General features: G+C 35.9%; 24 protein-coding genes and 3 pseudogenes. 8 read left to right on the forward strand and 19 right to left on the reverse strand.

Going from position 1 to position 26,784, the window contains the following annotated elements; genetic code table 11:
* The 16 genes and pseudogenes from F902_RS04715 to F902_RS04785 all read right to left on the reverse strand — a co-directional run bounded on the left by F902_RS04715 (nucleotide 1) and on the right by F902_RS04785 (nucleotide 18,820).
* Nucleotides 1-471 carry an ABC-three component system middle component 2 gene (locus F902_RS04715; RefSeq protein ID WP_005201454.1) on the reverse strand — a complete coding sequence of 157 codons (471 nt, stop codon included), beginning with the start codon at nucleotides 469-471 and terminating at the stop codon, nucleotides 1-3.
* Nucleotides 464-1,474, reverse strand: a complete 1,011-nt coding sequence (locus F902_RS04720; protein WP_005201456.1) for an ABC-three component system protein — start codon at nucleotides 1,472-1,474, stop codon at nucleotides 464-466. The genes F902_RS04715 and F902_RS04720 overlap by 8 nt, the downstream gene beginning before the upstream one ends.
* Nucleotides 1,475-1,530: 56 nt before the next feature.
* Nucleotides 1,531-4,239 carry a TnsA endonuclease N-terminal domain-containing protein gene (locus F902_RS04725; protein ID WP_005201457.1) on the reverse strand — a complete coding sequence of 903 codons (2,709 nt, stop codon included), beginning with the start codon at nucleotides 4,237-4,239 and terminating at the stop codon, nucleotides 1,531-1,533.
* Nucleotides 4,232-6,184, reverse strand: a complete 1,953-nt coding sequence (locus tag F902_RS04730) for a site-specific DNA-methyltransferase (protein WP_005201460.1) — start codon at nucleotides 6,182-6,184, stop codon at nucleotides 4,232-4,234. Before F902_RS04730 ends, F902_RS04725 begins: the two co-directional genes overlap by 8 nt.
* Nucleotides 6,185-9,064, reverse strand: a complete 2,880-nt coding sequence (locus F902_RS04735) for an ATP-dependent helicase (protein WP_005201461.1) — start codon at nucleotides 9,062-9,064, stop codon at nucleotides 6,185-6,187. It abuts the gene before it with no gap.
* A 287-nt stretch (nucleotides 9,065-9,351) separates the two neighbouring features.
* Nucleotides 9,352-9,843, reverse strand: a complete 492-nt coding sequence (locus tag F902_RS04740; protein ID WP_005201463.1) for a DUF262 domain-containing protein — start codon at nucleotides 9,841-9,843, stop codon at nucleotides 9,352-9,354.
* 122 nt (nucleotides 9,844-9,965) lie between these two features.
* Entirely contained in the window at nucleotides 9,966-10,973 is a 1,008-nt protein-coding gene (locus F902_RS04745; protein WP_005201465.1) for an HNH endonuclease domain-containing protein, read from the reverse strand.
* Complete coding sequence (locus F902_RS04750) at nucleotides 10,966-11,550, reverse strand: class I SAM-dependent methyltransferase (RefSeq protein ID WP_005201468.1); 585 nt, start codon at nucleotides 11,548-11,550, stop codon at nucleotides 10,966-10,968. Before F902_RS04750 ends, F902_RS04745 begins: the two co-directional genes overlap by 8 nt.
* Before the next feature lie 141 nt (nucleotides 11,551-11,691).
* The gene (gene xseB / locus F902_RS04755) at nucleotides 11,692-11,886 is read right to left on the reverse strand and encodes an exodeoxyribonuclease VII small subunit (protein ID WP_005201469.1); all 195 of its coding nucleotides are present in this window, start codon (nucleotides 11,884-11,886) and stop codon (nucleotides 11,692-11,694) included.
* A pseudogene (locus F902_RS04760) lies at nucleotides 11,876-12,385 on the reverse strand (exodeoxyribonuclease VII large subunit); the annotation flags it as partial. The pseudogene F902_RS04760 and the gene xseB, both read right to left, overlap by 11 nt.
* A 153-nt stretch (nucleotides 12,386-12,538) precedes the next feature.
* A pseudogene (locus F902_RS22010) lies at nucleotides 12,539-12,820 on the reverse strand (helix-turn-helix transcriptional regulator).
* A 96-nt stretch (nucleotides 12,821-12,916) separates the two neighbouring features.
* Entirely contained in the window at nucleotides 12,917-13,813 is an 897-nt protein-coding gene (locus tag F902_RS04765; RefSeq protein WP_005201474.1) for a recombination directionality factor, read from the reverse strand.
* Nucleotides 13,814-13,996: 183 nt separating this feature from the next.
* Nucleotides 13,997-15,037 carry a YqaJ viral recombinase family nuclease gene (locus F902_RS04770; RefSeq protein WP_005201476.1) on the reverse strand — a complete coding sequence of 347 codons (1,041 nt, stop codon included), beginning with the start codon at nucleotides 15,035-15,037 and terminating at the stop codon, nucleotides 13,997-13,999.
* A gap of 168 nt (nucleotides 15,038-15,205) precedes the next feature.
* Entirely contained in the window at nucleotides 15,206-16,252 is a 1,047-nt protein-coding gene (locus F902_RS04775; protein ID WP_005201478.1) for a DUF932 domain-containing protein, read from the reverse strand.
* 71 nt (nucleotides 16,253-16,323) lie between these two features.
* Entirely contained in the window at nucleotides 16,324-16,611 is a 288-nt protein-coding gene (locus F902_RS04780; protein WP_005201479.1) for a hypothetical protein, read from the reverse strand.
* A gap of 142 nt (nucleotides 16,612-16,753) precedes the next feature.
* Complete coding sequence (locus tag F902_RS04785; RefSeq protein WP_005201480.1) at nucleotides 16,754-18,820, reverse strand: DUF262 domain-containing protein; 2,067 nt, start codon at nucleotides 18,818-18,820, stop codon at nucleotides 16,754-16,756.
* A gap of 639 nt (nucleotides 18,821-19,459) precedes the next feature.
* On the opposite strand from F902_RS04785, the gene F902_RS04790 reads away from it, so the two are divergent.
* From F902_RS04790 to F902_RS04800, 4 genes are read left to right on the forward strand one after another with little or no spacing between them, the layout of a single operon-like run.
* Nucleotides 19,460-19,714 (forward strand): hypothetical protein, encoded by a 255-nt coding sequence (locus F902_RS04790; protein ID WP_005201481.1) that lies wholly within the window; start codon nucleotides 19,460-19,462, stop codon nucleotides 19,712-19,714.
* 2 nt (nucleotides 19,715-19,716) lie between these two features.
* The gene (locus F902_RS22960; RefSeq protein WP_005201482.1) at nucleotides 19,717-19,845 is read left to right on the forward strand and encodes a hypothetical protein; all 129 of its coding nucleotides are present in this window, start codon (nucleotides 19,717-19,719) and stop codon (nucleotides 19,843-19,845) included.
* Complete coding sequence (locus tag F902_RS04795) at nucleotides 19,846-20,070, forward strand: hypothetical protein (RefSeq protein WP_005201483.1); 225 nt, start codon at nucleotides 19,846-19,848, stop codon at nucleotides 20,068-20,070.
* Between the two features lie 10 nt (nucleotides 20,071-20,080).
* Complete coding sequence (locus F902_RS04800) at nucleotides 20,081-20,734, forward strand: hypothetical protein (RefSeq protein WP_005201484.1); 654 nt, start codon at nucleotides 20,081-20,083, stop codon at nucleotides 20,732-20,734.
* Between the two features lie 50 nt (nucleotides 20,735-20,784).
* On the opposite strand, the gene F902_RS04805 is transcribed toward F902_RS04800, so the two are convergent.
* Nucleotides 20,785-22,008 (reverse strand): hypothetical protein, encoded by a 1,224-nt coding sequence (locus F902_RS04805; protein WP_005201486.1) that lies wholly within the window; start codon nucleotides 22,006-22,008, stop codon nucleotides 20,785-20,787.
* Nucleotides 22,009-22,108: 100 nt separating this feature from the next.
* Between F902_RS04805 and F902_RS04810 the strand changes: the two genes are divergently transcribed.
* From F902_RS04810 to F902_RS04820, 3 genes are all read left to right on the forward strand, one after another.
* Nucleotides 22,109-22,333 carry a helix-turn-helix transcriptional regulator gene (locus tag F902_RS04810; RefSeq protein ID WP_005201494.1) on the forward strand — a complete coding sequence of 75 codons (225 nt, stop codon included), beginning with the start codon at nucleotides 22,109-22,111 and terminating at the stop codon, nucleotides 22,331-22,333.
* A gap of 286 nt (nucleotides 22,334-22,619) precedes the next feature.
* Entirely contained in the window at nucleotides 22,620-23,708 is a 1,089-nt protein-coding gene (locus tag F902_RS04815) for a YagK/YfjJ domain-containing protein (protein ID WP_005201496.1), read from the forward strand.
* Nucleotides 23,709-23,780: 72 nt separating this feature from the next.
* A complete protein-coding gene (locus F902_RS04820) occupies nucleotides 23,781-24,785 on the forward strand; it encodes a hypothetical protein (RefSeq protein ID WP_005201498.1) in 1,005 nt (334 codons plus the stop codon).
* 31 nt (nucleotides 24,786-24,816) lie between these two features.
* On the opposite strand, the gene F902_RS04825 is transcribed toward F902_RS04820, so the two are convergent.
* Nucleotides 24,817-25,548, reverse strand: a complete 732-nt coding sequence (locus tag F902_RS04825; RefSeq protein WP_005201500.1) for a Fic family protein — start codon at nucleotides 25,546-25,548, stop codon at nucleotides 24,817-24,819.
* A gap of 404 nt (nucleotides 25,549-25,952) precedes the next feature.
* Here F902_RS04825 and F902_RS22845 point away from each other — a divergent pair.
* A pseudogene (locus F902_RS22845) lies at nucleotides 25,953-26,079 on the forward strand (Arm DNA-binding domain-containing protein); the annotation flags it as partial.
* Nucleotides 26,080-26,113: 34 nt separating this feature from the next.
* Here the strand turns inward: F902_RS22845 and F902_RS04830 are convergent.
* Nucleotides 26,114-26,779 (reverse strand): hypothetical protein, encoded by a 666-nt coding sequence (locus F902_RS04830; protein WP_005201502.1) that lies wholly within the window; start codon nucleotides 26,777-26,779, stop codon nucleotides 26,114-26,116.
* Nucleotides 26,780-26,784: the final 5 nt, after the last annotated feature.

The raw sequence follows: 26,784 nt of genomic DNA on the forward strand, positions 1-26,784 counted from the left end.
CTATTCACCTAAGTAATTTAAATTTGATTCATCAGAACCAACAACTATACTTTCATTAAAAAAAATATTTCGCAATTCATCTTCGCTATAGCTACCAAATTTGTTAGCAACCCATTCGCATCTCTTAATTAATTTTTTTGAATATCCATTGTTCATTACCGAAATAATACTAGGTCCATTATCTCCTATATAATAATTAACCCCATAATCATCAATAACAACATCGATCAGAGAGCGATTTAACATTAAAAATATACCACTTTCTAAAGCATCTTTCTTGTTCGAAAATTCCCCACCCCGAAAAGGCACTAATGTATGTAAACTTGAAGGACCACCAAAATCTGAAGAATAAATTACAGCATAGTCAAGATATGCTAATTTATGGATATCTGCCCCCCTAGGATATAGAGCTCCTAAGAGATAAACCATTCGCACCCCTAATTCTAAGGAAGTATTAAAAATATCACTCATCGTCAATCCATTGAATTTTTTCTTGATTAACCAAATGATGACAAGAACCTTGTAAGTCACCTGCTTGAAGCCTTGCATGTAATGGATTTGACGTTACTTGTAGTGTTGAAGCTACGTTTAAGACACTATGTACTTTTTTAAAGCCTGATTCATGTGGATACAAAAGCTCATTACCAACACCTAATTCAACCTGTTCCAATAACTCTTCAAAAGCACCTGGTAACTTGTCACGGCTAAAACGATTCAGACCTTCCGCAGAGTAAAATAGTCTACGTTGCATCATTAAATGTTTATTAAGCGGTTTTGATAACGTCGTTAATTCTAATAAACTTCCACCAACTTCTTTATATACTTTTAGCAATTCCTTCAAATATATCTCTTCTTCCTTTTCATATGCCGTTGGGACTTCAGGGTTTTGTTCTCGAGGCCCTAATACACCGAATAAACTCCAATGATTTGGCGATCTCGCATGTATTTCCAAAAGCTCATTGGAAGGTTTGATTTTAATTATTTCAAAATCAAAAACATTGATAAAATTTTCTAGCTCATCAGAAAATGGGTAACTGAACTCTCCCTTTTTCCATGTTGCTAGAATCCATTCTTTTAAATCAGCAGGCTTCATTACGTAATCGTATAGTTTCGGTCCTACTTTTAAAGCACAAATAAAATAAGATCTAGGAGTTGTATATTCACCCGTAAAAACACACCAAATAAATTTTGCTAATTCTCCCCCAAAGTTACTAGGGCTCAAACTATCCCCATAATGTTTAGCCTGATATAAATCCCATGTACCTGCTTCAGGCTTTTCTAGAGTAAGGCCACATACATCTCGGCCTTTATCACCTGCACCACCCAACCTATGCACATGTTTATAATTATTATCATTTTTTAATTGCACAGCACATTGCTCAATAAATAACTCCCAATCATCTTCATTCATTAAAAAGAGACGTTGCTCAGGCGTTGGTTGTGCAGGGCCCGTGTTATATGGCAATTGACTCATATTCAAACACCTTAAAGAATAAGCATAATGATAAAACAATGATACTTATCACTTAATTAAATTAAACTCACATTATTCGGCAATACTTTTCGCCCAAGTAACTGCTGATAAATATGTGCATTAGCATCAGTACCTTTAATCATTTTATATTCAATCTGACTATGGCTTGCATACTCTTCAGCAGCCTTGGCTTTAGCTAAAACAATCGGATCATCATATTGATGATCACCCTTCACTTCGACAATTATGTACTGACCATTTTTCAATTGAACTAAGAAATCAGGGTAATAATTTCTCAATGCATATGAGTCAGGATCAATGTACTGGAAGTAAAATTCAGTTTTAGATTTATCCGTAAACATACCCGTAAAGTAGATTTTTTCAACGTCATCATCTTTCAATAAATCCCAAAACAAAGCATATTCAGGATTTGAGTCAAATGTATAAGTATCTAAATTAAAGCTCTTTTCTCTATAAGTTTCTTGTGTATCTGCATAAGTTGAAGTTCCACCTTTACCTTCTGCAATTTCATAGAAAGATAATTCACCTATCGCTGGTGGAATGATCAGCTGTACTTCTTTCTCTATCGTTTCTGATTCAATTTCTTGTTCATACAATGCTGTAAATAATCGAGGGATCACAACATCGTACAAAAGCTCATTGAACTGATTTACACAGAATAAAATACTTTCTATGCCCTCTTTGGTTTGATCAAGCATTCGCTCAATTTTGATTGGACTTAGATTTAAATATCGAGATATCTCAGCAACTAAACTTAAACTTGTATATTCAACCTTTTCTTTTTCACTCGTACGATCTTTCGACTTTGTATATTGAGCTGTATTAAAGTCATTAGCCTGTAGATTTGTCGTCGTAGTTTGAATGATTAAATATTTACTCGTAAGTTCATGCCAAGCTTCTTCATTTGTCGGATCGAGATCAAGCACTGTTCCTTTCACAAACTCTTTTTCTTTAAGCTTGATCGTTTGCTTAACATGTTTAAGTTTGATCTTTACATCTTCCCTCACTTGAACATTTAGCATATTTTTAGGTTTAGGGCCTTGATCCGAAAACTCAGAAGCTGTCATCCTGAAATTCGCTTGAAGCTCTGTATCCAAAATATCGTAGTTTTCTTTGCTTAGATAAATTGAACCCGTATATTGTTGTTTACCGATTGAACGTAAACAGCGCATAGTTGCCTGTAAAACAAATACTTTTGATTTCGGTGAACGGTACATTGCAACACCGAATAATGAACGGCAGTTCCACCCCTCACGGCCTTTATTTACTAACAGAATAAACTGCTTTTCAGATCCCTCTGTTCCAACCACGTCCAAATTATTGAAGTTTCTAATATCATCAGAACTTGTATGGGATGTATCACCAACGTTCACCAAGATTCTATCAGCTGAAATGCCATGGTCAGCTAACTGACGTTCTAACTCAGGTTTTAGCTCCTCAGTAAGCTCTTCTACAGTCGAAGCAAAAAAAGCTAATTTTGGTAATAGTCCTTCAGGTTTAAGGCCTTGTGTAGCATCCAAGAAATCTTTTACCGCAATCTTCACGAACTCTTCTGTACGTGTAGTCGTATACGAGTTTACTTCAGGCGTTTTTAAATAGCGCTCTTGAATCGCACTCTTTAAATTAAACGCATAGACAACTTCAGGTAATACATCCTTTCCTACATAAGGTGTACCTGTATAGTTAAAACAAGCAACAACATGTGTATCTGCTTCTTCTAAATTTTTAGACAATTCATCAATCGTTCTACGTAGGCTTTTATCAGTTTTAGAGTTGTTATTTCCTAACTGATTTTTCTTTAATGCATCACCAAAAGAGTGATGTGCCTCATCTACAAAAATACCAAGTTGAGGCAAACGTGATAACTTCTCAAAACGTTGGTTTGTCTTTAAATCATCATCATTGGCAGGTAAACCTAAATCACCAAGCAGATCTGTCAATTCACCAAAATCAGGCTGATCATTTTCAAACAGTTTTTGAGCAGCGGACTTTTCAGCATGCTGACGCTTGAGAATAATTTTTTGAGTATTCGATACGATCAAGTTGAACTTAGATCCATCCATGGTACTGAGCGATGTGCCAGCTTCATCAAGGAAATGAAACTTCAAGTTTGCATCAAAAATACCCACGTACTCATTTGGAACCACCTTGGAAATATCAAATGATTCAATCTCACGCAAAGACTGCAAAACTGTTTTATCAGGTGCAAAAATCAGTGCGTTTTGGCAGAAGCGTTTATCTTTGGGAAACTTATTTGCCAATAAAAACTCATAAAAAATACATGTTGCCATGAGTAAGGTTTTACCTGTACCCATGGTCAATGCAAAAATATAGTTCGGATAACTTCGACTGTTATCCTTCATCTTTTTCAAAACGACTTGATAGTTTTTTACTTCAAGGACATCATCAAATGACAAACTGCCTTGTAATGAATCATCATTAATAAAGCCTGTAGCCTTTCGACCTTCAAATTGATTTTTTGACTCAAACCAATCTTCAAAAATCTGCTCTACTTTTGAATTTCCTAAAAACTCTTTCAAAAAGATATAGGTTTCCAAAGCCTCGAACTGTGGCCGACGTAAGAAAGCATCAGGACGATTTTTAGGATCGTTATAATCTAAAAACTTTTTACTCAATTCTTTGTAGCTTTTACGGATAGTACCTTTATTGGTTTCGTAAAATGCCCATAAGTAATTAAAGAAGGCAAAGTCTAAGGCTGATGAAGAGTTAGGTTTTTTATCCATTCGCTAACTCCTCTTCTGTCAAATCACGTTCTAATGACTCTGATAACAAATCAGTGATCTTGATACGGATCGTTCCTGCATCTTCAGGAATTGCATACTGGCCTTGTACAAGCTCATTTTGCGCAGGAATATCAGTTAGTGTTGGTTGGAATACCGCACCATCATAATTCCAGTCGATCATGATACTTTCAACCATTTCACGCCAATCAGACACAGACTCTTTTGTTTGTGACAGTTTTTGAAGCAAGTTCATTGGATAGAACTTATCTACAACCAGGTTACCCCCTTCAACTTTAAACAAAGCTTCGGAGTCACGTTTAAACTGAAGGTCTGAACGATCACGTAAAATATCGACAACTTCGATATCAAGTTTATAGCCGATTGACTGCTGAACAAATGCAGCTAAGTCAGGTTCATGCCCCATACAGAATATCGTAATTTTTTCGACAGGCTGATTTGGCTTTTCTTCTTTACGTTTTTCAAAGGCTTTGTAATCTACGCCGTGAATTAATTCATTCACATCTTGCCTAGTGGCAATATGATTGACTGGCATCAGTTTGACCATTCGGCCATCTTTTTCACCGTCATATACACTGTTAGGGATTGGCTGAATATCTAAAGCTTGAATGAGCAACTCTTTTGCTTGAACAGGATTACGAAACACATCGTAGTGGTTAACGTTATAAACTTCAAATCCAGAATAGAGTACTTGTTCATCACCTAACTCGGGTTGAGTATTACCCAGTTCTTCAGCAACTTTGATCAAACGCTTAGTCGTAGTTTGAATTGCTCCTAAGTTAATATCAGCACCAATAAACTTACGACCGAGCTTCATAGCAACTGCTTGTGTTGTCCCTGAACCCATAAAACAATCGAAAATTAAATCGTTAGGATTTGTACACGCCCTAATTATACGTTCTAATAATTTCTCTGGTTTTTGTGTTGGATATCCTACACGTTCAGCAGATTGCGAATTTAACAATGAAATATCATTCCAAAAATTACCAATTGGTTTACCTTTATCATCTTCAGGTCTTAGCTTTCTAAAAGGTTTATTATTAGATGTCCATCCAAGGTTCCCCTTCGAATCCAAATCGATCAATTTTTCTTTTGTAAGCCTCCACCCTGCAATACTTGGTGTATAACCTTTATATTCGTAAACCGAGTTTGGTCGAGCCCCCATAGAAATTGAACGTTCAATTGGTCCATCATAATAACGTCCTCTTTCATCGGTTCTATAATATTTTTCTTCTATTTCCTCAGGAGTTAAAGGCACCTTGATATCATCAATATTAAAATTATACTCGTCTGTTTTAGTTACGAAGTGGATTGTATCGGTAAATACATCAAATTTTGAACTCACATACTGCGAACCTTTAGGATTTGTAGACCGCACCCAAATAATCTCATTTCTATAATTTTGACTACCAAAAACTTCCTCTAAAATTGCTCGAATATGAAAATTTTTCCGCCAATCACAATGAACAAATAAAACACCTTTGTTACTCAACAATTCTCGTAATAAACAAATACGTTCAAAAATAAACTGTAAATAGTCATCATTTGCCCAAATATCAGTATATTGTTTCTCTTCAAAAGCAGTCTGATCATTTTCTACCGAACCTGCTCTTAAACTCACTTTTTTCTTATAATCAGCTTTAGAATCAAAAGGTGGGTCAATATAAATCAAGTCTACTTTGCCACGGAATTCACGTAACAAATGTGACATAACCTGTAGGTTATCACCCCAAAAAATCTTATTGAGCCAACCATTGACCGCTTCACCATGTTGTTCTTTTAACTGTGCTGGGTAATAACGAGTGGAAGTAAAAGGACGCTTTCCTTTCCAGTTCAACATCGGATAGCCTTTAATTGGCTCGAACTTAAATACACCCTCTTGAGGGTTTTCTTCAGGCAAATCTAAAGTGTTATTTTCAGTCGTCATTTAAAGACTTTCCTTCACAAAATTCCAATTTTTACGATCGCAGTAAAAACGCATGTCACAGTTGGGGCACAGCTTATCAGGTCTGCAACTCATGCCATAATCTTTCGCCTCAATACGAGACACAACTTGATCAAACTGTTTCACTGTCTGCTCGATCTGATCATCTCTCTTATCAAAACTCACATAAGGTGAACCTTCTGTTTCACCCGTATAGTAAAGATGCATTCGACTCACAGTCTGCCCTGTCTTTTCCTCTAACAAATGCGCATATAACTGAAGCTGGCGTTGGTACGTTTCAAATCTCGTTTTTTCTTTCTCTAAATCAGGTTTACGTTCTGACTTAAAGTCAATAATTTCTACCGTACCATTTTCTCCACGGATCAAATCAATACTTCCTTTTAAAATGTACTGATCTTTCACCAATGAAATTTCAACTTCAGCTTCTTGCAAACGATCAAGCTGTCTCTTTTCACGATCGTAGTAATTTACAACATGTCTTTCAATCGCCTTTAAGGTATTCGGCGCCAAGAACTGTCGTTCCTTTTTAGACAAATAAATATAATTCGTATTCAGCCAATTCTGTATTTGCTCATGACTAATCAAATGACCTTCATTACGCAACACAGCCTTATGAATATCTTCAATCGTTTGATGCACGAGCGTACCAAAGATCTGAGCACCCGCTCGAACAGGATGGAACTCTAGCTCTTTAAAGAATCGATATTGCTCAGGGCATGCTTCAAACAAAAGAATGTGTGAGGTAAAAGCATATTCACGCTTTAAGTTCATTTCTTTCACTTGAGCAAATTCGATCTTCGATAAATCTAATTCGGGATGTTTCCAACTCACCAAACCATCAACAACAGATCTAAAGTACTTCGAAGGTGAACTACCAGCACCCTTTTTAACTTCTGCTGAAAGTACCAGTAAATTCTGAGCACGAGAAAACGCCGTGTAATACAAACGCCAAAAATCAAAGTTTTTGATCAACTCAAATGGCTCATAGGGGGGCTTACTGAAATAATTGTTTTCTAAAACTTCATCAAGTGCCGTATGACTTTTTCTTGGAACGCCTTCTAAACTACAAGTGACAACGACTGGATATTCCAATCCTTTTGATTGGTGAATCGTCAGGAATGATACACAACCACTTGGTGCATATTCAGAGTCATCCTCATATTCACCTATACCACCATCTTTTAAGAATCTAAAATATTGGTTAAATAGATCAGTTAAATTCTTGTCCACAAATTCACGAGAAATGACGGTGACATAATGAAGATGCTCAAACTTTGCTAAAAGAGACGAGAATTTAGATAAGTTCCGAGCAGCACGACCTTTATCCAAACCACTTAAAGCTTCATCTGAAAAATATTTGCTAAATAAAGGAAATTGTAAAGCCTGATAAAACAAGGCTGTAAAAGCATAATCTGTATTTTCAACAAGTTGATAATGTGTTCGGGCACGCTCCTGTGCCCACTTTAACAAATCCTGATTTTCAGGCTTTTGTAATTCTTCTTTTATCAAAGGAATACATTGCTGATCATAATAGTCCCAAATGGCAAGCTTAAGATTTTCATTCCATTTACGGATATTGAAATACTGCGGGAATAAAAAAATAAATAAACCAATGAGTAACTTGATCTCTTCACGATCAAAAAATTGATTTGAACGTGGAGAATATACAGGTATGCCTTTTTCTTCTAAGTGGTTAGCGAGGCCAACTGCTCGATCGCTTTGCACAGATCTAAATAAAAAAGCAACTTGATTCCAATCCGTCAATCCATCCTTCTTCAAAGACAAAAGAAACTGATAGTTTTCCTCATACCACTCTTCACGGCCTTCCGCTTCGACTTTAATCACCGACAGAACATCAGGAAACTCGTCTTCTCTAGCACGAATATTTTTATCATAACGGAAACGATTAGCACCTGATCCCCATTCTAACCTTTGCATCCATTGGCCGAAGAAGTTCACAATATCAGGATGAGAACGGTAGTTCGTTGTGAGTTGAATCTGCTTACATTTATGTTCATCAAAGTTCTTCGGAAACTCTAAAATATTCCGAATTGTTGCACCACGGAAACGATATAGACCTTGGTCATCATCACCGACCACACATAGGTTTTGAGCCTCGCCCATCAATAACTTTAAAATACGTTCTTGGATAGTATTGGTATCTTGATATTCATCCACCATCAAGTACTTAAGTTTTTGCTGTAACTCCGACACGACTGTTGGCTGGTTCTCTAATAACTTTAATGTTTCGTATTGAATCGTCGAAAAATCGAGAGCGTTGTTTTCTTCTAAGAGCTGGTGATATCTTTCTAAACATTCACCTAATATAGATACCTCTATATCTTGAGCTTTCTTCAAATCCTCTGGAGTCAGAGCTTCTTCTGTAACCTTATTGAGTAAAGCCAAAAGTTCACTGGCCTGATTCCAACGCGACTGTTCTACTTTGATTAACAAATGAAAGTTTTCAATCTCTGCAAATTCTTTCATTTTTTTATACAGAAGGAACTGCTGATCAAACTGATCATACAAAGTAAAACTACGCTTTAAACGTGTATATTGCTGATTCTCTTCTAAAATTCTAAGACAAATAGAATGAAACGTCCCCAGATACATTTCATTCAAATTTAAGTCTATCTTTAGTTCAAGCAACCTATTTGAAATACGTGTCGTTAACTCTCTTGCAGCCTTCTCAGTAAAGGTTACGACCAAAATTGACTCAGGCTGCACACCTTTGACTTGAATTAACTTTACGATTCTTTCTACTAACGTGAAAGTCTTACCTGAACCTGGACCAGCAATAATAAGTACTGGCCCATCTAAGGTATTTAGAGCTTCTTGTTGAGCCTTATTGATATTCGACATCTCCCCCCCTCTTCTTTCAAGTAACACACTAATTTTTATACTTAAATATATTATTAAGGCCACCTACATGGCCTTAATAAGAAAATCATTAATCACAATAGGTATAATTTCATACACTTTCAGGCTCTGTAACCATACCTTGTGACTCGTCTTCCTTAATACTTTCTACCGACTGATAATATGTTTCAGGATTCCAAGTCTTTTTAATAAAGGTTATAAGATTTTTTTGACGATTCTTAATCGAATCAATCGTCCAATAGTAAATTTCATCTTCTTTTAAAGCGTACTTAGTTAACTCGCCTTGAGGAAGGTGATGCTTCAGTCGTATTACCCTTTGTAGTTTGCAAAATCGCTGATCTAAAGAAAGCATTATCTTCCTGAATAGTATTGAATTTATGTACTTCCTCATCATCATCGAATATAAAATTTCTATATAACGATTTAAGTTTTATCGTTGGATCATCGATCTTTTCTTTATTTTTTTCCAAAAAATTTAAAGCTGCCGCAATAAATATAACTGAAGTCGTTAAACGTTGCTGCCCATCCACAACATGAATATTTTTATCGTTGTTAAGAGGATCAACTTGGTGAAGCAATAAAGTACCAAGAAAATAACTTTTGTCTTGATTTCGATCCGTCGCGAAAGCTTGTTGCCTTAAATCATCTAAATACGTTGGGAGTTGCTTATCTTTTTCCCAAGCGTAGGCACGCTGATATTGAGGAATACTAAAAATTGAAATTTTAAAAATATTTTGTAAAGTATGGATTGTATTTTCCATTCAGATTTTACTCTTGCAAATATGGCTATGATTTCAAACTATCACGCTGATAAAAATAAATTTATCTAGTTAGGACAAACAATTAATTTTACCATAAATTCTAATTTCGCACTCTTAGACTTTTATCCGTTCCACAAAAAATAATTATTTTCTTTCCCCTGAGCATATGCCCACTCAGCCACCTTATGTGAACGCTCCTTATCAGTTAAAAAGCCAAGAACAGAAATCCGATCCACAATAATCAAATCCTGTTCTTCGTTACGTTCTTGCCATTTATGCAAAAACTCATCAGATGCGAGTAGATTACTTTTCTTAGAATTACAGTTTGAATCAGCCAATACAAAGTTATGCCCTGTATCTGATGGGTACATAGACCATGGAATGAAATGATCGACTGCATAATTGCCTTTTCTCATCGGCTTATTACAGTAAAAACATTTACAGTCTTGTAGCTCTACCAATACAGTTGATACCGCATTTAACTGGTTCCGACTCGGCTCAAACATGAATTGTTCAAGATTTGGTAATTGATTCAAAATCGGTGCATTACTACTGTTTTTACGGATGTAATCAATCCAACGTTTTTGACAAAGTTCTTCAATGATCTCGCTGAATTGTCTTAAGCAATACATGACTTGAGGCAAAAGAATGAGTCGCTTTCCGCACTGATTAAGCTGATATAAAAACTCAAAATTTTGACCATTGATGTTTTGCAAATAGCGAACAGGCATGTCTTTTACCGTGCGTGCCACATCTTTAACAAGTTTCAACCATACCAATGAATCTCGTCTTAATAATCCCAGAGAAGAGTAGCTTTGCCGAAGCTGTATGATGTGATTCACAATGGCAGCTTGTTTGCCATTGTTTTGATTTAGGATAAGTTGCCCTTCATCATCAAAAGTATAAGGTACGGCCTGCTTCCAATACAGCTCAATAAATTTTTCAGCAATATCCGTATACTCAAGTGTTAAGGATTTCCCAGTGTCCTCACCTTTCTCGATTGCTGATCGGCTAAGGCTGATCAACAGTGCAAATTTATAAGTACTGCTAAAACTACCTGACTGCAGAATTAGTTGAATATTTTTTAAAAATTTAAGTTGTTCTTGTGCAGTGGGAATAAAATCAGACATATTTTTTCCAAAGAAGATTAAGCCATTTTTCTTGTCGATCAGGTCTCTGATCTAGCGTAACCCACTGTTTGATCTGCTGTACGTTATCAAACTGCTCGAGCAAAGCATCTGCTTGATTCTCATCTAAATCTGTAAATTTCCGCCCATCTTTATCTCGATCTGAATCTCCATATTTGAATGACATATAAATCACGCCATTTGGCTTTAGCGCACAAAGAATTTTTTGAAGTACTTCAGCCAATCGATCTCGCTCACAGTGCAGCAATGACGCACAAGCCCAAATACCGTTATAACGCTCAACGTCGTCCAGATCATAAAAACTTTGGTGTCGTACATTAATACCAGTTAACTCATGCGCTTTTTTTACAAGTTCTTCAGAGTAGTCCCACGCGTCAACCTCATAACCCTTCTTTTTAAAAGCAAGGCTATCTCTCCCTGATCCACAGCCTAAATCCAATATTCTTGCTGTGCTTGGCAGGTGTGCTAAAAATGGATGATACAAACTTTCCATATCCACATTAAAAGTAGATTTTGCAAATTGATCTGAATGTATGTTGTAGTAATCTATTGTTTTCATAACAACTTTCTTTCTTAAACCAGATTTATTACACGAAGATTTAAAATATTACGGTCAACTGAGCATCTATGCTTTCTGATATTAAGCATCTTTGAATCAATATTAGTAGATAAAATTTAAGAACCCTACTTACAGTCCCATTTACTCTTTAAAAGTATCATTCAGTGCCTGTTGAACAGCATCAATACGAGACTTGCATGCCTTATAGGCCGTCATTGATTCCTCAACGATTGCCATCAGGTTATCAATATCTGGCTCTTCCTGTGACTCCAGTATTTCTGCATTTTTCTTCAGAATCTCATAACCCTGCTTAAAACTTAATTCTTCATTGTTCATTTGCTGTTACCTCTTTCACTGTGGCATGAATGATGCCATCTTGTAATTCAATCTGTAGTTGTGGGTCAATTATCTTTTGAATTGAACGGGTGGCTTTCCCTTGGCTACGAACAATGGCATAACCTTTAGCCATGATATTTCGTGGATTCTGTAGCAAAGTTTCTCGCATCAGTGATTCTATTCGCTGAGAACCCTCTTTAATTTGCTGTTGTGCTAAATATTGGGTGTCACTTTTTAGATGATCAACATTACGTTGAAACTCATTGATTTGGTTTTGTACCATGGTTTTGATGGTTGTAAGGTTCTGGTCATTCTGACTCTGATAAACAGTCAATTGGTGCTGCGATAACAGTTTGATTGTTTGTAAAGCCGTACTAGCTTCATTAACACGTTCTACAATCAGATTACGAATTCCTGCAATGACTTTACTTGGCGTATCAAAAGATCGGTGAGCAATTTCATCCAAAATGGTACGGTCTTTTTCATGACCAATAGCTAGCATGAAAATAATGGAAATCTCTTGCAGACTTTGAAAACAGTACAGTCAAAATATAGAAAACTAAACTAATGGGTTGGCAGCTATTACTTACCGAAATGAAAATGGTCAATAAACTGCACTTGTTTAACACGCAACTATTTTAGCTTGCAGGGATTACTGAAAATTGGTAATGAAATCAAAAAAATAAGGGAGCCGAAGCCCCCATCTATTCACGACTCGCCAAGTTATTTTAATCCATTGATGGATCTCATAAGCTGACCAACCTACACGTGATTCACTTAAACGTACTGGTCGAGGAAAAGTTGAATCATAGTATTTTGATTTTTCATTGATCATTTCATATATCTTAGCTCGACTAATACTCGTAAATTAGAGAACTTCTTTAATGTTGATAATTTGATTCATCTGAAAAGTTTGTCCTGTGATCGCATTCATGATATTTACTCCTGATCATTGATGCGATCGGGTATTCGCTCAGATAATAGGACAGTCCAATAAAATTTTACTGCGTCTCAGACTGCCCGATATAATCTAGTTCACTGCTTGCACACTCTGCTTCAGACCTTGTTGAATCCCCTGCACATAGCCCAATTGCGCTGAATGCTCCGTATCTACAACACTGTCACTGTGTGAATAAAACTCCTCCAGCAATTCCATCCCCTCCTCTGCATGCACCTCAAACTTGGCATTGGCAAAACCCTGCCTTGCAGTCTGATCTAACGCCGTTTGATTAAAACCTGCTTGTTTACTTTGCTGGTCAATCTCTTGCGCCATTTGAATAGCTTGTTGCAGATTAACCCCATCTTTCAATGTTAAATCCACATAGTACACAGGCGTACGATAGCTTTGTGTGGTGGACTTGCCTCGAAGCGTCAATTGCAGCGGCAAACACGAAAGTAAGCCATTAGAAGCAGCATGGTAATAACTTAGTCTCGCTGCCAAAGTACGAATGCTATTAAAGCCAGTGGTTCTGAAAATAAATGTGCCAAGTTCATCTGCTTCGTCTAAATTGACATGTAAACGTCCATAAGGCTTACAGTTTCCTCCTTGTGCCAAAGGACATAAGTCAGGTGATGGACATGGATGTTGTTCTACCCCTTGATTAGTCAGTCGCTGACAAGTTTCACCATTACCAATGCATATAGGTCGTCCTGTCTGGCGGTCAAATAAGGTGTATTCTGCTCGTAGATTAAGTTCAGGATCATTAAAGATCATCCGTACAGGAATAGAGCGTAGTTTTTGATTCGGTGCTTTGGCTCTGAGCTGTTCATCAAGTGGATGTTTCACCCAACCATCTTTATTTTGGATTTGGCTGGTAATAGTAAATTGGTCATCCTTTTCAGGCAGACGCTTACCGTTCTTTTCGACCACTTTACCGATACTAATTCTGCCGAGTATTGGCGGTGTAATCGCTAAACCTTTTATCATGTTGTTTGTCCTATAAATAAAATTTTACTGCTGACCCTTTGTTATGTAAGCAAATACAAAACCGTTTAAAGATCAGATGAAATGCAAAGACCGCCATTATTAGTCCACCGCTCCTTCGGGAGTCGGTGGATCGGGGTGGTTTTTTGCGCTTTTTTGAAGACTGGAAATATTGATGTGATGGATTCAGTCATCGGTATAGATCTGAAAACGTCGTGTCCCTGCTTTGTTTTGCGGAAACTGCTCAAGCATTTCTGGGTGAAGTTTGAGTAAGGCTTTGCTGTCTAAACCGATTGAGTCTTTGGATTTCTTCCACGTCACTGAACCAGTGGCAAAGGTTGCTCGTTCAGCATCCTTCATCAACATCTGGATTTGATGCTTAGTTTCATCAAAGTTATTTTGATGCAGCTCAATGTGATGCTTTTCTTGAATAAGTTGAGCAAACAATTGATTAGCTTGTTCGTTATGACTCAAGTCTTCAACAGTCAACGGAATATGTTGTGGATAAAGCTGCTGTATGGCTTTGGCTGCCGACTCACTGGCATCTGCATCAGGTGGTATATCTTTTTCCACACAATCCCAGAAGTAACGTTCCGCATTGATGATATGTTTGATCACGGATTCGGAGCGCGTCACTTTGAAGATTTTGGTTTCATGACCACAAATCAGCACACAAACATGTGCTGCTCGTTTGCCTGTCACTGCCAATTGATGTTGTACCTGACACAAGACATATAAAGGCACACCCTCTCGCCAAAGTTTTGCGCCGTACTCTCCTGCTGTTTTGCATTCCAGAATTTGAACTTCATCACTACCCACAACGGAGTAATCCAGATTGGCAAGCATAAAATGCTTATCAGGATCTGGATGCTGAAGCACTGCATTGATTCTGCGTACCTTGTTATTGGTATGCATGCTGTAGTACTCAGCCACCAATGGCTCTAGTTGCTTGCCCCAATATAAAGGGGCATGACCTGAACTTTCATCTTCAATGGATTGTTTGACTCGCCCTGTCTTGATCATCCATAGTTCAAGCATCGACATATAGGGATTCAATCCACAGGCTGCTGCACAATCACTACTGCCTATACCTTGGCGACGGACTTCAAGCCAGTCAGATTGAGTCATATTTTTAGTATTGACCAAGCGTTTTGCTGTAAACAGTTTTGGGGCATTAAAGGGTTTGCTGGCTTGTTGAATGGATGGGTTTAATATTGCGGTATTCATATTGAAGTCCTAATTATTTTGCTATGTAAAATGATGGGGATCACAAAAAATGGGCATAAAAAAACCACAGCCGAAGCTATGGTTTTAATAATTTTTAAAATTCTAAATTCCATTTAAAAATGCATAGTAAGGTCTAACTTTCCATGATTGAAAAATGTATATTTCGCACTATGCAAGCATGTTAAGAGCCTGCTCCAATCCTCGTTGCTTGATCGCTGCTCCTGCACCAAACCAAGCTGAATCGAGTCGATGATCTGTACTCATGGCACGTCGTTCATGATCAATAAATTCTGTAATTGAACACAGTAATCCATAGGCTGTTCCTTTAGCAGAACTCAACTCTGCACCACGTCCCTGACCATTAAACATGTCCATTGCTTTTGTCATCGCCTTGGCATTAGGTTCAGCTTTTTCCTTGGTATTTGCATGTGCTGCCTGAGTTGAAACATCACGGTAGAACTGAATGATGTTGTCCTCCTGATCTAATACGTTGTTCATGGTGCTGTTATTGAATACTGCATCAAAGTAAGCAGAGGCTTCCATCTGACTCACTTTACGTTGTGTCAGTTGCTTCATTTCATACATGTGTTCATCCCATGCACGTACTGAAATACCGAGTTGCTGTTTGACCTTATCTGCATCAAATTTAGTACTGTGTGGAACTTTGACCACACCGGCACTGCTGTTCTGTCCTTTTAAGGCAATGGATAAAGTGTTGTTACAGACCACACGGATCGAGGTAAATTGTGCGGTGGTGGCAAGGGTTCCATCACATGCGGTTGCTAAAAGCATATAGCCATTACTGACATCTTTGCCCTTTAATATGGATGTTTGCCCTGTCCGAGCCAGTGCCCAGAATTTCTTACCACCTTTAAGCACGCCTGCGGTTTCAAGCTCAAAGCCTGATTGTTCAGTCAAGTCACGATAGAATTCTAAAATCTCTCTCGGTTGAACTTCCTGAAAGCGTTGGCTAACGACTGATAGTGGCGCATGAGTATCAGAACGATAAAGCACTCGTTGTTCTTCATAGGGCATGATGATACTTTGCCCTCGTTCATTCTGTGCCATATAACTGACATTAGAGGATTCGATACGCCAATCCATACCTGCTTGTTGTGCCCAGACTTCGATGGGTTGGTTTTGAGTCAGCTGATTTCCGAGTCCATGCCATGGGGTTTCTCCGACATAGGCTATTTGTTCAAGTTGATGTGCCATAATGATATTCCTTTTAAATGAAACTGAAAGTTGAATATGTATAAATGAAGAGCTATCTAGCTTTGATGCATTTACTGCAACAGATGGCTTGGAAACTTTTGGTAGCAGTTGTGGCAAAAGCACAAATTCTGCTGTGTTGGTGCGCTTTGTTCGGTAAATGAATTCAACACACTACCGAGTACTGTTCCTGCGATTCCACCAACAATCGGCGGTAGATTGAAAGACTTTGCGACTGTGGTTCCCAATGCACCCAATGTGGTCGGTGTGACCAAATTGTTTAAGGGTATATTTGATTGTTGCGTACTTACTTCAACCAACATTACATTTGTTGAATGACAAAAGGGACAGCTCAAGCTCATGGCTCGACTCCTTAAATTTTGGGCACAAAAAAGCCTGCTCGAAGGCAGGCTTTGTTTTCATATTTTCATGTGATCTCAAAAGAGCTTCATGATTCTCATTAGGATGTTATGTATCTGAAATTATTTGGAATCATTCAAAATTTTAAACATTATTATCCTTTTTTATTAAAAAACTTAATTCAGATTGCTCAACATCACACTGCTCAAATATTTTTTTAAGAATATTTATTTTGGTTCTCGTTGAACAATTTGTGTATAAGAAAACCGACCTACTGATTTCAGTAAAATTATTTGTCGTTTCAAGCAAGGAAAGATCATAAAACTTTTGATCAGCACATAAACTCATAATTTTCGTTGTGTGTTGTTCTAATAAATATTTTACGACATCTATCTGCATTTCTTTCCATGATTGTACTTTAGATTCAACATCATACAAGGTATAAGATACTAAAGTGTATCCTGTAAAATCAAAGTCATCTTCCAGTAAATATTCATTCGTTTCCTCTACAGGTGGAGCATAACTTGTTGTTGGATAATACCATAATTTAAGCGATTTCTTTGATAGGCGGCTTTGTCTTTCAACCAGCTCATCTTCCGTCCATTTTAGACATTCTCTTACATATTGATTCAAACGCAAATTACTGTCTTTAAATCCATTTTCAACGTCTAATTTATCTTTAAAAGGTCGATTACTATATTTGCTGTTATAACCAGTTAATGTCAAATTTGGCAGAGTATGCAACCATTGCTCGTGAACCTGTTGTGATTTTTCACCCAATTCTTTTTGCCAAACAGGAGAAAGCGTTTGGGGCATGATATGCTCTATGGTGTATGTTCCATCTTTAATTCTTTCAATTACATTAATTTGTTCTTTGCTTTCCTCATTTTCTAGAAAACTAAATAAATATGCTTTATTTTTCGAACTCATGGCATAAATGTTACGGCTAAAAAGAGCTTGCTCAAATTCCTCATCATTAGGAAAACGACTTGATTCCTCTTTATTTAACAGCACATATTTATAAATTTCAGCATAGGATGCCAATTGGCTAGATTGTGCTTTCTTAGTCACATCTTTATCTAAAGTTGCAAAAATTTTAGACAAAGCATTAGTGGCTAAACCAACAATCAAACGTCTAAATAAAAATATTTCCGTTACTCTTAAAAGTTCAGTGACCTCTTGATCAGTAAGATTTTTTTCATTCCAACGTTTTAGAATTGCCAATACGACTGGAAATATAACGGTAAACTCTAACTGACTCAGCCGTACCAACACAGCGGTAAAACTGTTTTGATATTGCATCGGATTCAAAATGATTGCATAAAGCTTTGAATACTCCAGTAAATCTTGTAATAAAGCTTCAATATCATCATTATTTTTTTTCACATAATCTTTGAAAGTAAAATAGATATCTTTAATAACGACTGTGCGATTTAATTTTAAGGTTAAGTAATCTTTGAAAAAATCACTCACCTTAAAATGAGTATTTTTCTCAATTTTGTTCCAAAAAGCTTCATAATATTTTTCTTGTAATTCAGAAGAAAGCCCCATTAAAATAAAATTTCGGATTTTATCGCCTTCCTCAAGTTCAAGTCCCGTTGAGTTCAAGCTTTCAAATATAAGCTGGGGGTCATCATCCTTTTCTAAAAAAATATCAATTGTTTGTAGTCGTGAAATGGCATCATACAAATCATCAATGTCGATATTTTCATTTAGTATTCTGTCTCTAAAATATCTAAAATTTGACGTTACATTAGAACCGTCAACAAAATCAGATTCATCACCAAACAAGGCATCGAAAGCTTTACAGTCATCCTTGATTGGCTTCAATCTTATTTTCCGCTGATCTTCTTGATACTCATCTACTAAATGTTTTTTGGTGATTTTCTCAATTAAACGATCATCTTTAGGAATAACTTTTTTATGCTTCAATAAATCCACAATAGCAATCAACAAAATTGATATGGTCGTTAACCGTTGTTGCCCATCAATAATTAAAAAATCTTCTCTTTTGCCGCCTTGCATATGGCTTGAAACAATACTACCAAAAAAATGAGGGACATCAGGCTTTTTAATTAACCCTTTTAAATCATTAAGTAACTGAGCACAATGTTTGTTCTGCCAACTATAATTACGCTGGTAAACAGGAATGATAAATCTTTTATCCGAACCATCAATAAATTTCAGAAATTGTTTTGCTTCACCCTTCATTTTTTCCCCGTTACGTAAATATATACATTTTAATGATCATAAAGTATGAGGACCAATTCTATAGCAATTAAAATGATTTAATATAGATCCATACCCATCTTAGAATTTTACCAAAAACTTTTTTTCATATGCTTCCATCTTTGATTTTACTTGTTTTTCCAATATTGCTTGATTGACTAAACCCACCCTTAATTTTATCATTCAACTGCTGACCTACATCGTCAGTCGGTTTTGACAGACCGTTTACAAAAGGCGCACAACAACGCTGTGATGGTTTTGTGCGTTCTCTTAAGTCACATCTTTACGGTGAGACTGGGAGGGGCACGCTTGCGTGCGCTGATTTCCTTTTGTATCAGTCTGTCAACCCGCCCAGTCTTGCCACCATTATTTGACAGTAATTTGGTAAGACTCTCTTTCATACAAAAGGAGTAGTCGCCATGACTCAGCACTTTCTATCTTTATTATTTTCCCTAAAACGATTTCCAATCCCCTTGTTGCCTTAGCAACACGCATAAACTTTTGCTTATTCGACTGATCTAAAAGCTACGTAGAATTAGAAGGCTTTTTCGTGCCTGAATTTCAGTCCATTCAGCAAAATTTATTACACATCAAATAACACAATAAAAATTAGGGGAAATGATGAAAATTCAAACTTCACTTATCGTAGTTTCAATTGCACTTCTAGCATCAGGCTGTGCGAGCAAAACCGAACGTCAATTTATCAGTGGTTGTAAAACAGGTGGCATTGATGGCAGTACCTGTTCATGCATCTACGACAAACTTGAAAACAAATACGGTGAGGATGGACTGAAAGAAAATATCTATACCTTGCAACAAACTGAATCCTTCCAGATGGATATGGTCAACGTGTCCTATCAGTGCATGAAGGAGTAGCCATGAGAACACTTGCAGGGATTATCTGCGTCATCGCTGTGATTTGTGTACTGGGTCTGCCCTTCATTGGTTTCATGATCGTGATGGGAATTTTTATTGCATTGGCAAAATTTGCAACTGGGGAAAAGTAAATGAATTCAAATATTAAAACAGGTCTGATTAGCGTCTATCTAGTGATTGGCTTTTTCTTTGCAATCTATCAACACTTTTGGGGACAGTATAACTACAAGTCCTTTGCCTACAATATTGGACAAGGTTTGGTTTGGCCTGCGGTGATGTTTCCAACGGTAGGAAAAATCATTGGTGGAATTTTGATTCTATGTTTGGTCGGCTTTCTGACTATGCGTTCTAAGTGAGTGCCAAACTATGAAAAAAATACTTTCCACTGTGATGTTATCTAGTTTACTGATGGCATGTAATCAGAATAATCAGCCAACTCAGAAAAGTACAACGGATCAAGCATCTAGTTCGTCCAATGTTACTGCTCAGAATGAACAATCCAAATATGCTCCCTATAGCAAGGAAGAGGTTGAAACCAAAGTACAAGCTTTAACTCAGATTGTGGAAAATGATACCGAGTATTTGCCTGCTGCCGTCAAACAAGCTCAGTCATTTCTTGAGAGTTGGGATAAATATCCTGAAGCACTCAAATCTATGATGGAGTCTGATCTTGATCCAAATAACGCTGAATACAGCAATCATATTCCCATGGAAATGGAACAACCTTCATTATCCGTTCGTGCTCATATTACCAGTCGTGAGTCTCAATCTGCATTTAATGTACAAGGAGCGATTGAATATATTTTAGAGATTCAGTCCACAAACGATCAACCTTTTGTTCTTCAAGGTATGAGCATTAATCGTGGTCGTTGTGGTTATTACACCGCAGATTTCCATAGCAAGATGCCTGTACAAATGAGTTATAGCTCAACGGTATCGTACTTATTGAAATGTCGTGGTGATCAAGTGCTTGAAGCTGAGTTGATAACTGATCAAGGTAATGTGAGTTTGTCTTTTTAGATGGTTATTTTTAATCAGAAAACACGGCAAGAATGCCGTGTCCCACACTACTAGATCACATCTTTATTTAACTTATTGGCTTTAATAAAGTCACTTTGATAATCATTTTTCTTAGAACGAATACTTCCATAAGTAATTTTAATTTCAATATTTTTATGACACTGATCTTTCTGAATAGGTACTTGAATGATGACTGCATGTTTATCTGTAGTCCCTGGTTTCTCAATTTCTGATTGATATCCTCTTCGTTTAAATAACCCATCTACATATTGCATAAATAGCTCAACATCATCTTCATTAGTTTTACGATAATAAATGTAGAGCAATATAAATAAAGCAGTAAGCAGTGATGCATTTTTATCTAGCAAATAGGGAGTATTAGCTTCCTTTTGTAAGACAGAAACAACATCCGTAAGATCTAAAACCTGGGTAATCTGATCAATAAGAGAGCTAATTTCCTCATTCTCCCTCCTATCGCTTAGATCAAGATTTTCTTTTTTGTCAATTAACTTTTTTAGAAGCTGCATGGTCAATTTCATAAAAAGCTGTTGAAAAGTCTCAATTATATTACTCTGATTAGTTATAGGCACATTAATCTTAAGAAGTATATTGGGTTCAGTTTCAAAAATATCAAAACTCTCAGAATTACTTTTTAATCTATGAAAAGGCATCAACTTCATAATATTATTAATATTTCCAACCAACAATCGAACATCTTGTATTTCATTTTTTATAATTAAATAACTTGTTATATATAAATCCACGAAATAATCTTCGATAGTAAATGGTGTAAGTAAAGCACTTAAATTATATTTATCAGCAAGTTTATCGATACTTTTTAAATCTGGACTTCTCAACAGGTTTATTAAAATTCTTGATGAAAATGATTTCTTATCTGAATCATGATGATTTGTATATCTCACTATTGGTCTATAGTTGTAGTTCTCTGAAAATTGAAACTGCCACCAAATATAGGACTGTAACTCATAAATAAGAATTTTTTCATAGGGAACATTTAAAAATAATGGTAAATCTATGTTTAATTTTTTTTCATATTTTTCATTGGTTTCGTTGATAAAATCTTTTAATAATTTTCCTTGAATAAGTTCCTCATTCACTTTGAGAAAACTATCGTATAAATACGAGTTATTATTTTCGAGGTTTAATTTTTCAAACTCATTAAGAATCAATATTCTTAGCCTAGCAAGGAATGAGCGTTTTAATACATCAATCAATTTATCATGAATTGGGGACAAGGCCCTTTCGTTCAACATCTATAAATACATCCAAAGCAGGTGTGGAGTTCTTTTTCTGACAGTACACATATAGGACGGCACAATACTTACATGGATTCAAAAAGAGGAGGAAAAATCCATGCCATCAAATATACATCAAGATATTGAAATATATCGATTATCAAAAGTCACCGAATTTACAGGCGTAAGTCGTTCAGTCATATATGAAAAGATAAACGAAAAATCGAAAAGTTACGATCCGTACTTTCCCAAACCCATCAAACTCAGTTCCAATGCAGTAGGTTGGTTTAAGCATGAATTAGTTGATTGGCTTGAGTTTAAAGCTAAGCAACGTACCTGTTAACTTTCAAAATCGGCTTTCAACTGTGAAAGTCGATATTTCTGAAGAATAGATGAAATGGATTGTTGGAATTATGGTTCTCATATTTTTCAATAATTTAGGATTTTATATTTAATTAATAATTACTAATAATCAATATATTCTATTGATAAATAATACTTTTAATTAGATTTATTATTCATTCAACAACTCTTCTAAAACCTACATCAAATATATCACGACTCATACCAAGGCTAACCATGCCTTGGTAGGGATTCACTTACTTAAAATTTACCTAAAAGGGCATTATATGAACACAGACCTAAATGATTATCCTAATGATAATTATGAAAAATATTCCATACATAAGGTGGATGATAAAAGCATTGTAATAATTGATGATCCAGAAGCATTACAGAAGGATAGAATCATTCAACTTATAAAAAAAACGCACAAAGATGGAAAGTTTTTAATCTACGTTCTTCATCCCGATAAAAAGCAATCTTACAAAATTAATCACAGGCCTTTACATGATGCATTAAAAAACATTGATCCACGATTTATATATGATGACACTTACTTAAGTGCTGAGACTGACCTATTTCGTAAGATATACATAGAGTGCTTCCCTGCACATATTGTAAATGATACATCTACAAACTTTTGGCAACTTGCTCACAATGAGCCAATAGCGATCAGCCCAACTCACTACAAGCCTAAAGCCCAAATTTTAAATGAGTTCTACCAACGTCTCTTCAAAGCATTATCTACTGATATAGACTATAAAAAAGCAGTAAAACTACGCAAAGAAAAAAGCTTAAATCAGAACAAGAAGGCTAAATGGCTAATCCGAAAATTAATTGTTAAATTCAGTAAATTACTGGTAATTCGAATTGATTTCTCCATCAATCGAAATTTTCAAATAACACTTGAACTACTGAAAGCATACATGAGCACTTTCTTAAAAAAGCTCCATACACCAAATGACGAAATACCTTCCATTGTCGGCTATATCTGGAAATTAGAGTATGGCATACAGAAAGGCTATCACTATCATTTTATTTTTTTTATGGATGGCAATATCTATTGGAATCATTCTTTCTATGCAGACCAACTCTGTAAATTATGGATGAGCATCAGTCAGAACAAAGGATATTACTATAACTGCAATAACAAAATGAAATCCTACAAAAAACTTGCACTTGGGATACTTGTGCATGATGACCATGAGAAAACTGAAACATTGTATTCGGTCGTAGATTACATCACCAAAGCCGACCAGTTCATTATCGAAAAAACGCTTAAGAACCATCGTACGTTTGGCTATAGCACTCGTAAGTATGAAAAAAGTAATGCTGGGAGACCTCGTAAGATCAACGCAGGATCAATATCAGTCTAATTCAAAACATCCCACAGGTGCTCTCAACCTTAGAGAGCACCAATACCTATATTTGAAAAAAACGAGACCATAATGAACATGTCAATGCAACCTACCAATACGACAGAAAGCATCAATCTACCTAATTTTTGTTTGGGTGAGTTAAACCTATCCATCATGCAAACAGTTTCAGAAATCGTGACGAATCCCAACTATCACCCTTTCAAGCAAAAAACCAAAAAAAATGGTCAGACATTTATCCAATACTATGTCAGTAATAGCCCACATACAGATCATGCTTTTTATTATTTGCAATCTATTTACCCCATCACTACTACGCTATTACAACATCCTGCTTTCAAGATCAGTCAGAGTGTCAAGGCTGTAAATCAGGCATATACGAATTTGGGTTACGTTTCGGATGGACCTATTAATCCAATGCTATTACACAATGAACATTATGTTGAGCAGATAAAACCTGTTGTAGATGCATTCGTATATGAATTGAAAAATCATTCAACCAGTAAAAGTGCAATTGACGATCGTGATAAGCGAATTACGTTAATCAAAGAAATACGCAAAGCAAATGTACCTGTGATGAAAAAGCTATTTAAAACTCAGCAACGGTTTAATCTTAATGTTTTCACTTATACATTTCACATTGAAAAATGTGAATTTCGTGATAAAGCATTTGTAGAACGAGGACTTGCGAAAAAAATTTCAGATATGATTGATCAATTTCATGAAAATCATGAATCAGAGATATTAGCTTTATTTTTTTGTGTACAACGTAATTTATCAAATAACTACGTCTTAACTGTATATTGTGCTACAGAACGAGAATGCCAACCTCTTTCAATGAAAGATTGCATTCAATTACGAAATGGCAACTACATAATTGTTGCACCAACTTCCAATATTTCGTTAAGTATTGATGAATTCAGCTATCTAATGGATATTCAAGGCGTAGACGGTATAAATGAAAAGACATGGAAAGCTATTTTTGGACAGCTAGTTGAAAAATACAAATATGTCTATTATGAATCTGAATTCGTATCACCAAAATTCATATACATAGAGTGTAACAGCAAAAATTGACGAGGAAGGGCTTTGCCCTTCTTTTACTTTCCTAGATTCCTAAAACTATTTGATATGGCTTGAATCCCTCCAATACAACAGCAGCAACTAAGTTATTAAATGGCTCACTATTGCCATACGCCATCCATTGATCCAGAGCCTCATAGTAGGCTAAACGATTTTCGACAGTAATCACACTCGGTGGATAACCAGCTTTCATCAACTCAAGATTCATCAATAATCGAGATGTACGTCCATTCCCATCCACAAAGGGATGGATACCCACAAAATCAGCATGAACTTTGGCTGCTCGCTCAATTGGATGTAATGTATGGGCTTCTATGTTATACCAATCTATAAATTGAGCCATCTTATCATTGAGCAATGTATGATCTGGAGGATTGGTGGTAGCACCTGAGATTAAGACATTTTGCTGACGATATCGTCCTGCATTTTCATCATCAATATTTTTTAAAATCAATTGATGGATATTCCGAATTTGCCATTCTGAAAACGGTTCTTGTTTTTTTATGATATCTTCAACATATAAAATTGCATCACGATGATTGATCGCTTCAAAATGCTCTCTTAACGCTTTCCCACCTACAGTAATTCCTTCTAAAACTACTTTGGTCTCTAATAAAGTTAAAGTATTACCTTCAATCGCATTCGAGTGATAAGTCCAGCGTAGGATCAAGTCTTCATGTAGATTTTTAACGATCGTAGGTGAAAGAGGTCGATGCTGATCTAATTTAGCTTTTAAATCATCAATGATCTCAAACATGGTTTATCTCTACAGATGCAATCAAATGATCATACATGAAAAAATCATAGCAATAAAATCTGAAAGCTACAGCATCACTTTGATGTATAATAAGAATGGCTCTTCAAATGCTAATTTAAGTTTTTTATAGGCTGGGGGACGATTGGGGGATTAAATAAAATATATAATTTTTTATTTAAATTTTATCAATCACTTAATCATTAAATATGATTCCCTCTCTCGCCAGAATTTTTAGTCATGCGATTGCATGAAATGAGAAAGCTTAAATCGAAGGATTTAAGCTTTTTTATTTCCTTATGTTTTCCAATTAACCCTATTGAATCCTGAGATAGTTGGGGTATAACTGGGGGTAAAATAATTTACCCCTATTTTTTTACTCCCAAATTTCCACGGGAAGCGTTGCAATGCTTACAGATACTCGAGTCAGAAAGATCAAACCATTAGAAAAAAACCAAATATGCTGATGAAAAAAGCATGTATTTAGAAGTTACTCCTTCTGGTGGTATGCACTGGCGTATGAAATTTCGCATACAAGCGATATTAAATAAAATCCATACAATGTTTTTTAAATTTCATACTCTATAGCGTGAGAAATAGTACTATTTTCAAAATCATCTTTACTAATTATCATTTTTTCTTTTTTAATCAAAGACATTAAGACTTCGTAATTAATAAACTTTACTGCTGCTACCACAGCTACCCCTAACCCACTCACTAATAAGATCCATTGCGTAAAGATATATGTATTTACATCGATCAATATTAAATCCCATCCCAATTTATTAAATAACACTACTAATAAGCTATTAGAAGTTATTATTGGTACTGATGAAAAATACAAAATAAAATACCAGACCGGCCTAAATTTCAAGGTCTTTAAATTTTGTTTTGTTACAAAGATATTTACACCATCGAAGGTTTCAATAGAGATTTTCTTTCTAATTTTTAGCAAGCTATTTATCATGATAAAGAGACTATCTGGAAATTTCGACTTGATAATATCTATGTCTCTAAATCCTAATTTATCCGTGCCAGCCAGAGCCTGTGCAAAGGCGCTTTTTTCATGGTCTTTTATACCTTCTCGGCTACATTCTTCTTCATATCTTTTTACAGATACTGCTCTATCAAAATAAAATTTTGCATTATGAGTAAAACGCTTTCTACTATCTAACCAAGACAAAATTGGATAAATAAAAATAATCAGTGGCAAATATTTTAAAACCAAATCCAATTAGA

The sequence above is a fragment of the Acinetobacter higginsii genome, assembly GCF_000369525.1.
Lineage (GTDB): Bacteria > Pseudomonadota > Gammaproteobacteria > Pseudomonadales > Moraxellaceae > Acinetobacter > Acinetobacter higginsii.

What these genes read in the sequence shown, in the direction of transcription:
- F902_RS04740 (WP_005201463.1), bottom strand. Translation starts at nt 9,843, where the DNA reads ATGGAAAATACAATCCATACTTTACAAAATATTTTTAAAATTTCAATT.
- F902_RS04790 (WP_005201481.1), top strand. Translation starts at nt 19,460, where the DNA reads ATGAAAATTCAAACTTCACTTATCGTAGTTTCAATTGCACTTCTAGCA.
- F902_RS04800 (WP_005201484.1), top strand. Translation starts at nt 20,081, where the DNA reads ATGAAAAAAATACTTTCCACTGTGATGTTATCTAGTTTACTGATGGCA.
- F902_RS04825 (WP_005201500.1), bottom strand. Translation starts at nt 25,548, where the DNA reads ATGTTTGAGATCATTGATGATTTAAAAGCTAAATTAGATCAGCATCGA.
- F902_RS04715 (WP_005201454.1), bottom strand. Translation starts at nt 471, where the DNA reads ATGAGTGATATTTTTAATACTTCCTTAGAATTAGGGGTGCGAATGGTT.
- F902_RS04720 (WP_005201456.1), bottom strand. Translation starts at nt 1,474, where the DNA reads ATGAGTCAATTGCCATATAACACGGGCCCTGCACAACCAACGCCTGAG.
- F902_RS04815 (WP_005201496.1), top strand. Translation starts at nt 22,620, where the DNA reads ATGAACACAGACCTAAATGATTATCCTAATGATAATTATGAAAAATAT.
- F902_RS04795 (WP_005201483.1), top strand. Translation starts at nt 19,846, where the DNA reads ATGAATTCAAATATTAAAACAGGTCTGATTAGCGTCTATCTAGTGATT.
- F902_RS04785 (WP_005201480.1), bottom strand. Translation starts at nt 18,820, where the DNA reads ATGAAGGGTGAAGCAAAACAATTTCTGAAATTTATTGATGGTTCGGAT.
- F902_RS04730 (WP_005201460.1), bottom strand. Translation starts at nt 6,184, where the DNA reads ATGACGACTGAAAATAACACTTTAGATTTGCCTGAAGAAAACCCTCAA.
- F902_RS04745 (WP_005201465.1), bottom strand. Translation starts at nt 10,973, where the DNA reads ATGTCTGATTTTATTCCCACTGCACAAGAACAACTTAAATTTTTAAAA.
- F902_RS04770 (WP_005201476.1), bottom strand. Translation starts at nt 15,037, where the DNA reads ATGAATACCGCAATATTAAACCCATCCATTCAACAAGCCAGCAAACCC.
- F902_RS04820 (WP_005201498.1), top strand. Translation starts at nt 23,781, where the DNA reads ATGAACATGTCAATGCAACCTACCAATACGACAGAAAGCATCAATCTA.
- F902_RS22960 (WP_005201482.1), top strand. Translation starts at nt 19,717, where the DNA reads ATGAGAACACTTGCAGGGATTATCTGCGTCATCGCTGTGATTTGTGTA.
- F902_RS04725 (WP_005201457.1), bottom strand. Translation starts at nt 4,239, where the DNA reads ATGGATAAAAAACCTAACTCTTCATCAGCCTTAGACTTTGCCTTCTTT.
- F902_RS04805 (WP_005201486.1), bottom strand. Translation starts at nt 22,008, where the DNA reads ATGTTGAACGAAAGGGCCTTGTCCCCAATTCATGATAAATTGATTGAT.
- F902_RS04780 (WP_005201479.1), bottom strand. Translation starts at nt 16,611, where the DNA reads ATGAGCTTGAGCTGTCCCTTTTGTCATTCAACAAATGTAATGTTGGTT.
- F902_RS04810 (WP_005201494.1), top strand. Translation starts at nt 22,109, where the DNA reads ATGCCATCAAATATACATCAAGATATTGAAATATATCGATTATCAAAA.
- F902_RS04735 (WP_005201461.1), bottom strand. Translation starts at nt 9,064, where the DNA reads ATGTCGAATATCAATAAGGCTCAACAAGAAGCTCTAAATACCTTAGAT.
- F902_RS04750 (WP_005201468.1), bottom strand. Translation starts at nt 11,550, where the DNA reads ATGAAAACAATAGATTACTACAACATACATTCAGATCAATTTGCAAAA.
- F902_RS04765 (WP_005201474.1), bottom strand. Translation starts at nt 13,813, where the DNA reads ATGATAAAAGGTTTAGCGATTACACCGCCAATACTCGGCAGAATTAGT.
- xseB (WP_005201469.1), bottom strand. Translation starts at nt 11,886, where the DNA reads ATGAACAATGAAGAATTAAGTTTTAAGCAGGGTTATGAGATTCTGAAG.
- F902_RS04775 (WP_005201478.1), bottom strand. Translation starts at nt 16,252, where the DNA reads ATGGCACATCAACTTGAACAAATAGCCTATGTCGGAGAAACCCCATGG.